Origin of the sequence: Streptomyces kronopolitis (genome assembly GCF_014646275.1) — a bacterium.
GTDB lineage: Bacteria > Actinomycetota > Actinomycetes > Streptomycetales > Streptomycetaceae > Streptomyces > Streptomyces kronopolitis.
Map to the genome: position 1 here is coordinate 60,831 of NZ_BMND01000016.1, position 14,779 is coordinate 75,609.

Below are 14,779 nucleotides of genomic sequence, written 5' to 3' on the forward strand. Positions count from 1 at the left end.
ATCACGCCCGATCCGCGACACGTTCGCCCAGGAGGCCTTGTGGTCTCAGCAGGAGTACGAGGATGAGGAGGACGAAGGCCCAGACGTCCTTCCAGGCTCCGCCGCCGAATTGCTCCATGCCCGGTATCTCTTCGATGTAGGCGGTGGCGAGGGCTTCGGCGATGCCGAGGACGACGCCGCCGAGCATGGCGCCGTAGATGTTGCCGATGCCGCCGAGGACGGCGGCGGTGAAGGCCTTGAGGCCCATGATGAAGCCCATGCGGAACTGGACCTCGCCGGTGCGCAGTCCGTAGGCGACGGCGGCGACGCCGGCGAAGGCGGCGCCGATGGCGAAGGCGAGGACGATGATGCGGTCGGTGTTGATGCCCATGAGTTTGGCGGTGTCGGGGTCCTGTGCGGTGGCCTGCATGGCGCGGCCGCTGCGGGTCTTGGCGACGAAGAAGCCGAGGGCGATCATGCAGGCGGGTGCGGCGATGAGGACGAAGATGTCGCCGCGCTGGACGGTGGCGCCGAGGATGTCGAAGGCGCGGCCCTTGAACTGGGGGAAGACGCGGGCCTGTTTGCCGTCGGGGTACCACTTCCAGATGGCCTGCTGGAGTGCGATGGACAGGCCGATGGCGGTGATGAGGGGGGCGAGGCGGGGGGCGCCGCGCAGCGGGCGGTAGGCGAAACGTTCCGCTGCGATGCCGACGAGGACGGATACGGCGATGCCGCCGAGGAGCATGACCGGCAGCGCGAGGGCGAGCGAGGTGCCGGCGGGGAGCGCGAGGAAGACGCTGAGCGCTCCGAAGCCGCCGACCATGAAGATCTCGCCGTGGGCGAAGTTGATGAGCTGGACGATTCCGTAGACCATCGTGTAGCCGATCGCGATGAGTCCGTACATCGCGCCGAGGATGAGTCCGTTGGCCAGCTGTTGCGGCAGTTCACTCACCGCAGGGCCTCCGTTGCGTGGGAGTTACGGGGTTCCGGGCTGCCCCGGTGTGCCGCGGGCCGCGCCAGGGGGCGTGGTGCGTCCTGGCGCGGCCCGGGGTGTGTCGGTGGTGCGCGGTGCGGTGCGGTGCGGTCGGTCAGCTCTTGTCGAACTTCTTGAATTCGGCGCTGAAGCGGGAGGCCCAGGCTCCCTTGTCGACCTGGTAGGCGGTGATCATGGTGTTGGTGGTGTCGCCGTATTTGTCGAAGGCGATGTGGCCGGTGACGCCGTCGAAGGTGACCTTGTTCATGGCGTCGACGACCTTCTTGCGGGCGTCGTCGGGGAGCTTGCCGCTGTTGGCGCCGACGACGGCCTTGACGGCCTGGATGACGGCCCAGGTGGAGTCGTAGGCGGAGCCGCCGTAGGCCTCGTAGGCCTCCTTGAAGCCGGCTGCCTTGTAGTCGGCGATGAACTTCTTGGCGGAGGGGAGGTCCTCGACGGGCTTGCCGACGGAGGAGGCGTAGTCGCCCTGTGCCTTCTTGTTGAGCTTGATGTAGTCGCCGCTGTACATGCCGTCGCCGCCCATGAGCGGGACGGTGACGCCGCCGTCCTTGAGCTGCTGGCTGAGCGGGCCGGAGGCGGGGTATTCGCCGCCGTAGAAGACCAGGTCGGGCTTGGCGGACTTGACCTTGGAGACGACGGCCTTGAAGTCGCGGTCGTCGGGGCTGACGTGCTCGCTGCCGGCGACCTTGCCGCCGAGCTTGGTGAACTGGTCCTTGAAGGAGGAGGCGAGGCCGACGCCGTAGGTCTTCTGGTCGTCGATGATGTAGACCTTCTTGGCCTTCACCTTCTCCCAGGCGTACTGGCCGTCGAAGGCGCCCTGGACCTCGTCGGTGGTGGCGGTGCGGAAGTAGGTCGGGAACTGGCGGACGCGCTTGTCCTTGCGCCAGTCCGGGCCCTGGGTGAGGTCCGGGGTGGTGTTCGCCGGGGATATCAGGGTGAGGTTGTTCTGCTTGGAGACCTGCTGCATGGACTGGGCGACGCCGGAGTTGAGCGGGCCGACGATGCCGAGGACGTCCTTGTCGCCGGCGAGCTTGGTGGTGTTCTGCTGGCCGACGTTGGGCAGGGCCTTGTCGTCGAGGGCTTCGAGTTTGAAGGTGACGCCCTTGACCTCGCCGGCTTTGTTGGCGTTGTCGATGGCGAGCTGGGCGGAGTTGCGGATGCCCAGGCCCAGTGCGGAGAGCTCGCCGGTGGTGGGGGCGTCGAGGCCGATGACGACGGTGGCTTTTCCGTCGCCGCTCTTGTTCTCGCCGCGTGAGCCGCACGCGGAAAGGGTGAGGGCACCGGCGGTGACTGCGGTGGTGAGGATGAGCAAGGAACGGTGACGCACGATCAGTCCTTTCCCTGGCGGCCACAGCTGTCGCCTGGCCGGATCGCGGCGCCGGGCGGTGCGGGGTGAGGCCGGGTTCCGTGCTCGCAGCGCGCCCGGCGGCGCGGTGACTGGCCGTGACTCTAGAGCGGTGTCCGCCACACCGGCAGAGGCGCTGTGCAGGATGTGACGCTCTTGTTATGACCTTCGATGAGCGTTTTGCCGTTATGGTCCTTACACCGGAGGGCGAACGCGGCGCGGGGGGTGAATGTGCACCTCCATGGGGGGATGGGGCGCGTGGTGACGGTTCGGCGTCCGGTATCCGGACGTGGCGGGCGCGGGGGCGCCGGGGCCCTTGGGGGGCACGGGAAACACGGACGGCACGGCTCCTCCCGCCTGTTACTCACAGTTACTGACATGCGTGCGGCCCCGCTCCAGGGGCTGGATGCGGGGCCGCGGCGGCGGGCGGCGGTGCGCCGGCCGGGGTGGGTCAGCTGCGGTAGGCGTCGCTGTCGGTCTCGCGCAGCATGCAGGTCAGGCGGGCGGTGCAGACCCGCTTGTCCTGCTCGTCGGTGATGACGACCTCGTAGGTGGCGGTGGAGCGGCCGCGGTGCACGGGGGTGGCGACGCCGGTGACCAGCCCGGAGCGGGCGCCGCGGTGGTGGGTGCAGTTCAGGTCGACGCCCACCGCGACCTTGGTGGGGCCGCCGTGCAGCATGGCGCCGACGGAGCCGAGGGTTTCGGCCAGGACGGCGGAGGCGCCGCCGTGCAGCAGCCCGTAGGGCTGGGTGTTGCCCTCGACGGGCATGGTGCCCACGATGCGCTCCGGGGCGGCCTCGACGACCTGCACGCTCATCCGCTCGCCGAGGTGTCCGGCGGAGAACAGCGCCGGCAGGTCGAGGCCGAGGCCGGCCCACTGGTCGAGGATCTCCTGCGGAAACTTGGTCGTGCTCTGCTCACCCATGCCTGTGGCTCCGTTCGCTCGCCCGTGATCGTCGTCGATCCGTCGATCCGTGCCTGTTCCTATCAGTCCGCTGAGCAAGCGCTCAGCGCGGGGTGGATGTTCCCGCCGGCCCGCTGCGCCGTGGTCAGTCCCGGTGGGCGGGCTCCAGGCGGATCACCACGGACTTGGCGGCCGGGGTGTTGCTGGTGTCGGCGGTGTGGTCGAGGGGGATCAGGACGTTGGTCTCGGGGTAGTAGGCGGCCGCGCAGCCGCGGGCGGTGGGGTAGTGCACGACGCGGAAGCCGTCCGCCCGCCGCTCGCTGCCGTCGGTCCACTCGCTGATCAGGTCGGCGTACGCGCCGTCGGCCAGGCCCCGTTCGCGGGCGTCGTCGGGGTGGACGAGCACCACGCGGCGGCCGTTCTTGATGCCGCGGTAGCGGTCGTCGAGGCCGTAGATCGTGGTGTTGTACTGGTCGTGGGAGCGCAGCGTCTGGAGCAGCAGCCGCCCTTCGGGGGCGGTGGGGTATTCCACGGGCGCGGCGGTGAAGTTGGCCTTGCCGGTGGCGGTGGGGAAGCTGCGGCTGTCGCGGGGGGCGTGCGGCAGGGCGAAGCCTCCGGGGCGGGCGACCCTGGTGTTGAAGTCCTCGAAGCCGGGGACGACGCGGGCGATCCGGTCGCGGATCGCGGCGTAGTCCTGCTCGAACTCCTCCCAGGGGGTGGCGCTGTCCGCGCCCAGGACGCGGCGGGCCAGCCGGGCCACGATCGCGGGCTCGGACAGCAGCTGGGGGCTCGCGGGCTCCAGCCGTCCGCGGGAGGCGTGCACCATGCCCATGGAGTCCTCGACGGTCACGAACTGCGCGCCGGCGCGCTGCACATCGCGGTCCGAGCGGCCCAGGGTCGGCAGGATCAGGGCGCGGGCGCCGGTGATCACGTGTGAGCGGTTGAGCTTGGTGGAGACGTGGACGGTCAGCCGGGCGCGGCGCATGGCGGCCTCGGTGGCGTCGGTGTCGGGGGTGGCGGAGACGAAGTTGCCGCCCATCGCGAAGAAGACCTTGGCCTGCCCGTCGCGCAGCGCGCGGATGGCGCGGACCACGTCGAGGCCGTGCTCCCGGGGCGGTGCGAAGCCGAACTCCTTCTCCAGGGCGTCGAGGAAGGCGGGCGCGGGCCGTTCGAAGATGCCCATGGTGCGGTCGCCCTGGACGTTACTGTGTCCGCGGACGGGGCAGACGCCGGCCCCGGGGCGGCCGATGTTGCCGCGCAGCAGCAGGAAGTTGACGACCTCCCGGATGGTGGGGACGGAGTGTTTGTGCTGGGTCAGGCCCATCGCCCAGCAGACGATGGTGCGCTGCGAGGCGAGGACCATCTCGCCGGCGCGCTCGATCTCCTCGCGGGTCAGGCCGGTGGCGGTGAGCGTCTCGTCCCAGCCGCTGTCGGCGCGCGCGGCTCGCGCGAACTCCTCGAAGCCGTGGGTGTGGTCGCGGATGAAGTCCGCGTCGAGGGCGCCGTCGGTGTCGAGGACGAGGCGGTTGAGGGCGCGGAAGAGGGCCTGGTCGCCGCCGAGGCGTACCTGGAGGAAGAGGTCGGTGAGCGCGGTGCCGCCGCCGGCCAGGCCGCGCGGGGTCTGCGGGTTCTTGAAGCGCTCCAGGCCGGCTTCGGGCAGCGGATTGATCGAGATGATCTTCGCGCCGCCGGCCTTGGCCTTCTCCAGCGCGGTGAGCATCCGGGGGTGGTTGGTGCCGGGGTTCTGGCCGGCGACGATGATCAGGTCGGCCTGGTAGAGGTCCTCCAGCAGGACGCTGCCCTTGCCGATGCCGAGGGTCTCGGTGAGCGCGGAGCCCGAGGACTCGTGGCACATGTTGGAGCAGTCGGGCAGGTTGTTGGTGCCGAATTCGCGGGCGAAGAGCTGGTAGAGGAAGGCGGCTTCGTTGCTCGTGCGGCCGGAGGTGTAGAAGACGGCCTCGTCGGGGGAGTCGAGGGCGGTCAGCTCCTCGCCGATCAGGTCGAAGGCCCGCTCCCAGGAGACGGGGGTGTAGTGGCCGGCGCCCTCGGCCAGGTACATGGGGTGGGTCAGGCGGCCCTGCTGGCCGAGCCAGTAGCCGCTGCGGTCGGCGAGGCCGGCGACGGAGTGGGCCGCGAAGAACTCCGGGGTCACGCGGCGCAGGGTGGCTTCCTCGGCGACGGCCTTGGCGCCGTTCTCGCAGAATTCGGCGGTGTGCGTCTTGCCGGGCTCGGGCCAGGCGCAGCCCGGGCAGTCGAAGCCGTCGGGCTGGTTGACGCGCAGCAGGGTTTGGGCGCTGCGGCGCACGCCCATCTGCTGCTGGGCGATGCGCAGGGCGTGGGTGAGGGCGGGCAGCCCGACGGCGGAGTGCTGGGGTGCGCCGACCTCGGGCGCGTCCTGGACGGGGTCCGACGCGGGCGGCTTGCCTGCCATGACGCTCTCCCTTGAGCCGTGGGCTGCGGTGCGCACCCCGCGTACGGGTGGACCGTTGTGCTGTGCATGTGTCGTGCGCGTTCGATCCTGCCACGGACCTGCGGCGCGGTGCAGGGGGTGGGGACGGCGGTGGGGACGGCGGCGTGCGGGGGCCGGGCCGGGTGCGTTCGGGGCGGTGCGGCCGGGGTCCGGGGCGGGGCGCGGCGAGGGGGCCGGGAGCCGTCGCGGCGGGGATTGTCAGTGGGGCGTGGCAGGATCGGGGGCGTGGCAGCAAAGGCAGCGAAGAAGAGCGAAGCGACCGGCACCGAGGCGGCGGCGGGCGGCCGTCCCCGACTGCTCCTGATGGACGGGCATTCCATGGCATACCGGGCGTTCTTCGCCCTGCCCGTGGAGAATTTCACGACCGTCTCGGGGCAACCGACCAATGCGATCTACGGCTTCGCGTCGATGCTCGCGAACACCCTGCGTGACGAGGCGCCCACGCATTTCGCCGTGGCCTTCGACGTCTCGCGCAAGACCTGGCGCTCCGAGGAGTTCGCCGACTACAAGGCGAACCGCTCCAAGACGCCCGACGAGTTCAAGGGCCAGGTCGAGCTGATCGGCGAGATGCTCGACGCGATGCGGGTCAAGCGCTTCGCGATCGAGGGCTTCGAGGCCGACGACGTCATCGCCACCCTCACCGAGCAGGCCACGGCCCAGGGCTTCGAGGTCTCGATCGTCACGGGCGACCGCGACTCCTTCCAGCTGGTCTCCGACGACGTCACGGTGCTCTACCCCACCAAGGGCGTCTCGGAGCTGACCCGCTTCACCCCGGAGAAGGTCTTCGAGAAGTACGGCCTGACCCCCGCCCAGTACCCGGACTTCGCCGCGCTGCGCGGCGACCCGTCGGACAACCTCCCCGGCATCCCCGGCGTCGGCGAGAAGACCGCCACGAAGTGGATCAACCAGTTCGGTTCGTTCGCGGAGCTGGTGGAGCGCGCCGAGGAGGTCAAGGGCAAGGCGGGCGCCAACCTCCGCGAGCACCTGGACGCGGTCAAGCTCAACCGCCGGCTCACGGAGATGGTGCGCGACGTCGAGCTGCCCTGCGGCCCGGCCGAGCTGACCCGCGAGGCGTACGACCGCGAGGCACTGTCGGTCCTCTTCAACGGGCTGGAGATCCGCAACCAGGGCCTGCGCGACCGGCTGCACGCCGTCGACCCGGGCGCCGCCGAGGCGGCCGAGGAAGCCGCCCCCGCGGCCGGCATCGAGGTCGACGGCGCGGTCCTCGCCGCCGGTGAACTCGCCCCGTGGCTGGCCGAGCACGGCACCGGACCGCTCGGCGTCGCCACGGTCGACGTCTGGACCCTCGGCAGCGGCAGCGTCGCCGAGATCGCGCTCGCCGCCGGCGGCGGCCCGGCCGCCTGGTTCGACCCCGCCCAGCTCGACGAGGCCGACGAGCAGGCCTTCGCCGCCTGGAGCGCGGACGCCGCCCGCCCCAAGGTGATGCACAACGCCAAGGGCCTGATGCGGGTCTTCGGCGAGCACGGCTGGCGCATCGACGGCGTCACCATGGACACCGCGCTGGCCGCCTACCTGGTCAAGCCGGGCCGCCGCTCGTTCGCCCTGGACGCCCTGTCCATCGAGTACCTGGGCCGCGATCTCGCCCCCGCCGCGGCCGGCGACGGCCAGCTGGCGTTCGGCGCGGACGAGCAGGCCGAGGCGGACGCCCTGATGGGCCAGGCCCGCACGGTCCTCGACCTGGGAGAGGCGTTCGAGACGAAGCTGGCCGAGGTCGGCGCGGCCGGTCTGCTGCGCGATGTGGAGCTGCCCACCAGCGTCCTGCTGGCCCGGATGGAGCGCGCCGGCATCGCCGCGGACCGGGGCTGGCTGGAGCGCATGGAGCAGCAGTTCGCGGGCGCGGTGCAGCAGGCCGTCAAGGAGGCGCACGCCGCCGCCGGACACGAGTTCAACCTCGGCTCGCCCAAGCAGCTCCAGGAGGTCCTCTTCGGCGAACTGGGCCTGCCCAGGACCAAGAAGACCAAGACGGGCTACACCACCGACGCCGACGCCCTGGCCTGGCTGGCGGCCCAGACCGAGAACGAACTCCCGGTGATCATGCTCAGGCACCGCGAGCAGGCCAAGCTGCGCACCACCGTCGAGGGCCTGATCAAGACCATCGGCGCCGACGGCCGCATCCACACCACCTTCAACCAGACCGTGGCCGCCACCGGCCGGCTGTCCTCCACGGACCCCAACCTCCAGAACATCCCGGTGCGCACGGACGAGGGCCGGGCCATCCGCCGCGGCTTCGTCGTCGGGGACGGCTTCGAGTCGCTGCTGACCGCCGACTACAGCCAGATCGAACTGCGGGTGATGGCCCATCTCTCCGAGGACGAGGGCCTGCTCGAGGCCTTCACCTCCGGCGAGGACCTGCACACCACGGTCGCCTCCCATGTCTTCACGGTCGCCACCGATGAGGTCGACGCGGAGATGCGCCGCAAGATCAAGGCGATGTCCTACGGCCTGGCGTACGGCCTGTCGGCCTTCGGGCTCTCCCAGCAGCTGGGCATCCAGCCCGATGAGGCCCGCAAGCTGATGGACAACTACTTCGAGCGCTTCGGCGGGGTGCGCGACTACCTCCGCCGCGTCGTGGACGAGGCCCGCGCCACCGGCTACACCGAGACGATGCTCGGCCGCCGCCGCTACCTCCCCGACCTCAACAGCGACAACCGCCAGCGCCGCGAGATGGCCGAGCGGATGGCGCTGAACGCCCCGATCCAGGGCACCGCCGCCGACATCGTCAAGATCGCGATGCTGCGGGTCGACGCGGCGCTGCGGGAGGCGAAGCTGGAGTCGCGCATGCTGCTCCAGGTCCACGACGAAATCGTGGTCGAGGTCGCCCCGGGCGAGCGCAAGAAGGTCGAGGAACTGGTCCGCCGCGAGATGGCCGACGCGGTCGAGCTCAGCGCCCCGCTGGATGTCTCCGTCGGCTCCGGCAAGGACTGGGAGTCCGCCGCGCACTGAGCGGACGACGGACCGGGGAGGGCACGGGGCACGTCCCGCGCCCTCCCCGGCGTGCGTCGTCCCCGGGCTCGGCCGCCCTCACCGCAATCACCCGCCCCACCCTTGCCTGACGCTCCGCCAGCGGCGCCCGCCCCCGGCCCCGGCGTCAACGGCCCACCCCCTCCCTGACCGGTTCTGATCACTAAGTGTCCGAAGTGGGTGGTAGATGCCGGGCCCGAGTTGTCGTAGTGTCGCCTGAGTTGGAGCGCCGGGGAGCGCGACGCCGCGTCAGGAGCGCGGTAGGGCAACGCGGAGGGGACCACGTATGTCAGCCACATTCCGACGGCGGCTCCACAGGGGAGCGGCCTCGACGGCCGTGGCGGCCCTGGTGCTCGCCGCCCTGACGGCCTCTCAGGCGCCCGGCGCCGCGGAAGCAGCGGCCGCCAGAAAGCAGCCGCCCCCGCCCCCGGCCGACACCCCCATCGACGGCGGCACGACGTACTACACCGACCTGCCGCCCCTCAACAGCCCGGTACCGCCCCGCGGTTCGCACCGCACCGGCGCGCACCCCGGCAGCCCCGCGGGCCCCGCCGAGGCCGGCCTCCCCGCCACCGTCCTGGCCGCGTACAAGAAGGCCGAGTCGGCCATCGAGGGCTCCGACCCGGGTTGCCGGCTGCCCTGGCAGCTGCTCGCCGGCATCGGCAAGGTCGAATCCGGCCAGGCGCGCGGCGGAGCGGTCGACGCCGAGGGGACCACCCTCCAGCCGATACTCGGCCCGCAGCTCAACGGCCACGGCTTCGCGCTGATCAGCGACACCGACGGCGGCCGCTACGACGGCGACGTCACCCACGACCGCGCCGTGGGCCCGATGCAGTTCATCCCGTCCACCTGGTCGCAGGGCGGCCCCGACCACACCGGCTGGGGCGCCGACGGCAACGGCGACGGCAAGAAGGACCCCAACAACGTCTACGACGCGGCGCTCGCCGCCGGCCGCTACCTCTGCGCCGGCGGCCGCGACCTGGCGGACCAGGGCGATCTGGACCACGCGATCCTCGGCTACAACAACTCCGACGCCTATCTGCGCACCGTGCTGTCCTGGTACGAGTTCTACCGCCACGGCACCCACGAGATCCCCGACGGCAGCGGCGTCCTGCCCGAACGCCGGCGCGAGCCCCGCACCGCCGCCGACGACCGCGACACCCGGACCGGCGGCGCCCCCACGGGCCGCGGCCCCGGCGGCGCACCGGACAAGGACCGGCGGCCCGGCGGATCCGGCACCGGGCACCACGAGCCCGGCAAGGGGCAGCACCACCCCGGCAAGCCCGGCGGCACCGACCCCGCACCGGGCGGCGGCACCGGCACCCCCACCCACGAGCCGACCCCCACCCCCACTCCCAAGCCGCCCGCCGAACCCCGCCTCACCGCCCTCACCCGCGTCGGCGACGAGGACCTGACCGCCACCGCCGGCGACGAGTTCCCCGCCGCACCGGCCGTCCGCGCCGAGGACGCGGCGGGCAAGCCGGTCGCCGGCGCCCCCGTCCGCTTCACCCTCCCCGCCGCCGCCGGCGCCCGCTTCCCGGGCGACCGCACCACCGCCACCGTCACCACCGGCAAGGACGGCCTGGCCACCGCCCCCGCCCTGCGCGCGGGCGACAAGGCCACCACCTTCACCGTCCGCGCCACCGCGGTGGGCCGCGCCGCCCCCGCCGTCGACTTCGGCGCCACCGTCAAGGCCAAGCCCACCCCGAAGGCCGACACGCTCACCCGCACCTCGGACAAGCCGCTGACGGCCACCGCCGGCAAGCCCTTCGCCGAGGACGCGGTCGAGATCAAGGCGACCTACCGCGGCCGGCTCGCGGCGGGGGTGCCGGTCACCGCGACCATGGTCACCGACGACCCGGACCACCCCGTCGAGAACGACAAGGGCCCCTACTTCAAGGACCCCGAGGCCACCGGCGGCGACCAGGACGACCCGGTCCGCACCCTCACCGGCCTCACCACCGACGACCAGGGCCTGCTGAAGCTCCCGAAGATCTACACCGACAGCCACCCGGGCACCTTCCTGCTGCGGCTGACCACCGCCGACGGCGCCGTGCTCACCGTCAAGCTGAAGGTCGCCCCGGCCCGGTCCTGACCCCGCCCGCCCCGACCCGGGCGCCACGGCCGGAACGCGCCGCGCCAACCGCCCGTCCATGGCGGCCGGTTGGCGCCGGACCCGGTGACCGCGCCCGCCCCGCCGCCGTCCTGCCCTCCGTCCAGGGCAGGACGGCGGCGCCACGTGTTCTCATCTCGGCCGCCCGTTGCTACGGTGCCCCCGCCTGACGCCGCATCAGATCCCCGGGAGGCCGGCCATGCGCGCCCTCACAGCAGCCGCGATCGGACTGGCCGCGGCGTTCGCCCTCGTCCTCGCCCTCACGGCGGCCGGCGATCCCGGCGGCACGACCTCCCCCAAGCCGCTGCTGACCACCGTCCCCGCGCACCCCTGAGAGGGAGGGACGCCGCCATGCCCCGCACCGACCCCACCCGCGCCACACCCCCCGCACCCCCGGCCGACACCCCCGGTCGGCGCCGGGCGGCACGCGGCATGCGCCGCACGGTAAGCCTGGTCCTGCTCGCCCTCGCCGTCTTCTGCACCGCGCTGTCCCCGCTGATGCGCTGGTACGCCTTCCCCCGGCTCGCCAAGATCCCGCCCGGCCAGTACCAGGACATGGTCCTGGAGGCGAAGCCCGCCACCCTCATCGACTACGGGACGATGAAAGCCGAAAAGGTCCCCCGGGTCACCATCGTGCAGACCCTCAAGGGCAACGTCGCCGCCTCCGACCGGATCGAGCAGTCCGCCGGCCGCGACGTCGTCGTCTGGGACACCCTGTCCTACGTCGCCGGCCCCGACGGGAAAATGGTCTCCGAGATCCCCGAGCGCTACCTCTTCGACGCGCACACCCAGGAACCCGTGCACGCCACCGGCGAATCGGTCGACGGCGACCCGGTCCGCCGCGAGGGCATCGAATACAAATGGCCGTTCCTCACCGAGAAACGCGACTACGCCTACTTCGACGCCCAGACCCGCACCTCCGCCCCCATCCACTACAAGGGCACCCGCACCTACCGCGGCCTGGAGGTCTACTACTTCGAACAGACCATCCCCTGGACCAAGGTGCCCTTCCCCAAGAAGATGCCGGTCAAGGGCGTCACCCCGCAGGCCGTCGCGAAGATGGGCACCACCCGCTGGTACACCACCAAGCGGATGTTCTGGGTCGAGCCCGTCACCGGCGCACCCGTCAACGGCGAAGAGATCCACAAGGAGGAGCTGCGCGGCGGCGACCTGCTGCCCGGCGGCCGCACCGTCACCGCCTTCGCCGGCCATGTGAAGATGCGCGCCGACTACATCGACGCCACCGTCTCCCTGGTCACCTCGCAGCGCACCCTCGTCCTGCTGCTCACCCGCTACCTCCCCTGGGGGCTCCTGGCCCTCGGCGCCGTACTCCTCGCCCTGAGCCTGCACCTGGAGGCCCGCAGTCGACGGCCCCGCACCGCCCCTCGGCTCAGCCCCGCTTGAGCCGCGCCGTCGTGTGCCGCGTCGGCTCCGCCGTCGAGGGGTCCTCCGGCCACGGATGCTTGGGGTAGCGGCCGCGCAACTCCGCACGCACCGACCGGTACCCCTCCCGCCAGAACGACGCCAGATCGGCCGTCACCGCCGCCGGACGCCCCGCGGGCGAGAGCAGATGCACCAGCACCGGCACCCGCCCGCCGGCCACCCGCGGCGACGCCTGTCGGCCGAACAACTCCTGCAGCTTCACCGCCAGTACCGGCTGCTCACCCCCGTAATCCACCCGCACCCGCGACCCGCTCGGCACCTCGATCCGCTCCGGCGCCAGCTCGTCGAACCGCGCCGCGTCCCCGCTCGCCCACGGCAGCAGCCGCGCCAGCGCCTGCCCCGCGTCGATCCGCTCCAGATCCGCCCGCCGCCGCGCCCGCCCCAGCTCGGCCCCCAGCCACTCCTCCACCCGCTCCAGCAGCGCCGCATCCGACACCTCGGGCCACGGCGCGCCCAACTCCCGGTGCAGGAACGCCATCCGCTGCCGCAGCGACACCGCGCCCGCCGACCAGCGCAGCAGCCCCGGCCCCTCCTGCCGTAGCCCCGCCACCACCGCCTCCCGCAGCAACTCGGCACCGGGCGAGGCCAGCGGCCGCGACGCCAGCTCGATCGCCCCCAGCCGGGTCACCCGCCTGGCCACCACGTCACCGCCCGACCAGCCCACCTCCTCACCCGAGGAGTACAGCGCCCCCGCCGCCGCACACGCCGTCTCCTCATCGAGCACCGCCGCCAGCCGCACCCGCGCCGACACCGCCGCCACCGGCCGGTCCGCCACCGCGACCGCCAGCCACCGGGCGTCCCGCAGCCCCGACCCGTCGCCGGCCCGCGACCCCGGCCCCGCCCCCGCCAGCTCGGCCCCCGTCCCCGACGCCATGAGGAAACCCCCGGCCCCGCGCGCCCGGGCCACCCGCTCCGGAAACGCCAGCGCCGCCACGAACCCGGCCACCGCGTCGTCACTCCGGCCGCCGCCGTCACCGGACGCCGACCCGCCCGCCCCGGCCCGCGGCTCACCCGCCGCCGACACCAGCCGCCGCGCCTCCTGCCGCCACCGCGCCGCATACCCGTCACCGCCCCGGCGCGCGGTACGCCACGCCGCCGCCAGATCGTCCCCGTACGCCCGCGGCGGCTCCTCACTCAGCAGGGCCACCACCTCCGCGGCACGCCGCACACCCACCTCCGCCGCACCGTCCAGCAGCGCCCGCGCCAGCCGCGGATGCAGCCCCAGCCGCGCCATCCGCACCCCCCGATCGGTCGCCCGCCCCTCCGCGTCCACCGCACCGATCGCCGCCAGCACCTCACGCGCCGCCGCCAACGCACCGGCCGGCGGCGCGTCCAGCAGCGCCAGACCCCCCGCCCCCGGATCGCCCCAGCACGCCGCCTGCAACGCGAAAGCCGTCAGATCGGCGACCCGGATCTCCGGATCGGGGAACGCCGGCAGCCGCCCGTCCTCCCCCTCCGCCCAGCAGCGGTAGACCACACCCGGCGCCTCACGCCCCGCCCGCCCGGCCCGCTGCCGCGACGACGCCCGCGAGGCCCGCACGGTCGCCAGCGCACTCAGCCCCCGCGCATGATCCGTCCGCGGCACCCGCGCCAGCCCGCTGTCCACCACCACCCGCACACCCGGAACCGTCAGACTCGACTCCGCCACCGACGTCGCCAGCACCACCCGCCGCACACCGTCCCCGCCCGCCAGCACGGCATCCTGCACCTCGGCCGGCGCCCGCCCGTGCACCTGCAACACCTCGGCGTCCACCCCCGCCAGCTGCCCCGCGACCCGCCCGATCTCCCCGACCCCGGGCAGGAAACACAGCACATCGCCCCCCTGCTCCCCGAGCGCCCGCCGCACCACCTCGGCCACATGCGTCAGCAGCGCCGGATCCACCCGCATCCCGTGCGACGGCCGCACCGGCCGCACCGGCGGCGCCCACACCACCTCCACGGCATGCGACACGCCCGCCGCCTCGACCACCGGCGCCGCCCGCCCACCCGCGCCCAGCAGCCGCGCCCACCCCTCGGCATCCGTCGTCGCCGACGCCGCCACCAGCCCCAGCTCCGGCCGCAGCGTCTCCCGCACGTCCAGCAGGAAGGCCGCGGAGGTATCGGCGTCCAGATGCCGCTCATGACACTCGTCGAGAACCACCACATCGACCCCGGCCAGCTCCGGATCGCGCTGCAACCGCTGCAACAGCACCCCGGTCGTCACCACCTCGACGACCGTACGGGGCCCGGCCCGCCGCTCACCGCGCACCGTGAACCCCACCCGCTCACCGGCCTTCTCACCCAGCAGCCAGGCCATCCGGCGCGCCGCCGCCCGGGCCGCGATCCGGCGCGGCTCGGCCACCAGCACCCGCCGCACCGGACCCGCACCCGTCAGGCCCGCGAGATCCAGCGGCACCAGCGTCGTCTTGCCGGTGCCCGGCGGCGCGCACAGCACCGCGGCACCGGGCCCGTCCAGGGCGGCGCGCAACGCGGGCAGCGCAGTATTGACGGGCAGCTGGGCGAGGACGTCACGACGGATCACGCCCCCAGTCTGCCGCCCCGGCCCCCAC

General features: G+C 73.0%; 9 protein-coding genes. 4 read left to right on the plus strand and 5 right to left on the minus strand.

The features are described 5' to 3' along the window. Position 1: 1 nt before the first annotated feature. From IEY78_RS18570 to IEY78_RS18585, 4 genes are all read right to left on the minus strand, one after another. Positions 2–931 (minus strand): branched-chain amino acid ABC transporter permease, encoded by a 930-nt coding sequence (locus IEY78_RS18570; RefSeq protein WP_189099675.1) that lies wholly within the window; start codon positions 929–931, stop codon positions 2–4. A gap of 136 nt (positions 932–1,067) precedes the next feature. Further along, complete coding sequence (locus IEY78_RS18575; RefSeq protein WP_189099832.1) at positions 1,068–2,285, minus strand: branched-chain amino acid ABC transporter substrate-binding protein; 1,218 nt, start codon at positions 2,283–2,285, stop codon at positions 1,068–1,070. A gap of 484 nt (positions 2,286–2,769) precedes the next feature. Continuing rightward, entirely contained in the window at positions 2,770–3,243 is a 474-nt protein-coding gene (locus tag IEY78_RS18580; protein WP_189099677.1) for a PaaI family thioesterase, read from the minus strand. 124 nt (positions 3,244–3,367) lie between these two features. Beyond that, on the minus strand, positions 3,368–5,653 hold the full coding sequence (locus IEY78_RS18585) for an FdhF/YdeP family oxidoreductase (protein ID WP_189099679.1): 2,286 nt from the start codon (positions 5,651–5,653) through the stop codon (positions 3,368–3,370). Between the two features lie 264 nt (positions 5,654–5,917). On the opposite strand from IEY78_RS18585, the gene polA reads away from it, so the two are divergent. The 4 genes from polA to pgfA all read left to right on the plus strand — a co-directional run bounded on the left by polA (position 5,918) and on the right by pgfA (position 12,191). Continuing rightward, a complete protein-coding gene (polA, locus tag IEY78_RS18590; protein ID WP_189099681.1) occupies positions 5,918–8,656 on the plus strand; it encodes a DNA polymerase I in 2,739 nt (912 codons plus the stop codon). Positions 8,657–8,960: 304 nt separating this feature from the next. Continuing rightward, positions 8,961–10,769, plus strand: coding sequence for a lytic transglycosylase domain-containing protein (locus tag IEY78_RS18595; protein WP_189099683.1), 1,809 nt, complete (start codon positions 8,961–8,963; stop codon positions 10,767–10,769). Between the two features lie 217 nt (positions 10,770–10,986). Further along, entirely contained in the window at positions 10,987–11,121 is a 135-nt protein-coding gene (locus tag IEY78_RS18600; RefSeq protein WP_189099684.1) for an SPW_0924 family protein, read from the plus strand. A 98-nt stretch (positions 11,122–11,219) separates the two neighbouring features. Next, positions 11,220–12,191, plus strand: a complete 972-nt coding sequence (gene pgfA / locus IEY78_RS18605; protein ID WP_189099834.1) for a cell envelope lipid trafficking protein PgfA — start codon at positions 11,220–11,222, stop codon at positions 12,189–12,191. Here pgfA and hrpB read toward each other — a convergent pair. Next, complete coding sequence (hrpB, locus tag IEY78_RS18610; protein ID WP_189099686.1) at positions 12,178–14,751, minus strand: ATP-dependent helicase HrpB; 2,574 nt, start codon at positions 14,749–14,751, stop codon at positions 12,178–12,180. The two genes, pgfA and hrpB, sit on opposite strands and share 14 nt — an antisense overlap. Between the last annotated feature and the right edge of the window lie 28 nt (positions 14,752–14,779).

Coding starts and splice junctions, on each gene's coding strand:
- IEY78_RS18585 (WP_189099679.1), bottom strand. CDS start 5,653: ATGGCAGGCAAGCCGCCCGCGTCGGACCCCGTCCAGGACGCGCCCGAG.
- IEY78_RS18595 (WP_189099683.1), top strand. CDS start 8,961: ATGTCAGCCACATTCCGACGGCGGCTCCACAGGGGAGCGGCCTCGACG.
- pgfA (WP_189099834.1), top strand. CDS start 11,220: ATGCGCCGCACGGTAAGCCTGGTCCTGCTCGCCCTCGCCGTCTTCTGC.
- IEY78_RS18600 (WP_189099684.1), top strand. CDS start 10,987: ATGCGCGCCCTCACAGCAGCCGCGATCGGACTGGCCGCGGCGTTCGCC.
- IEY78_RS18580 (WP_189099677.1), bottom strand. CDS start 3,243: ATGGGTGAGCAGAGCACGACCAAGTTTCCGCAGGAGATCCTCGACCAG.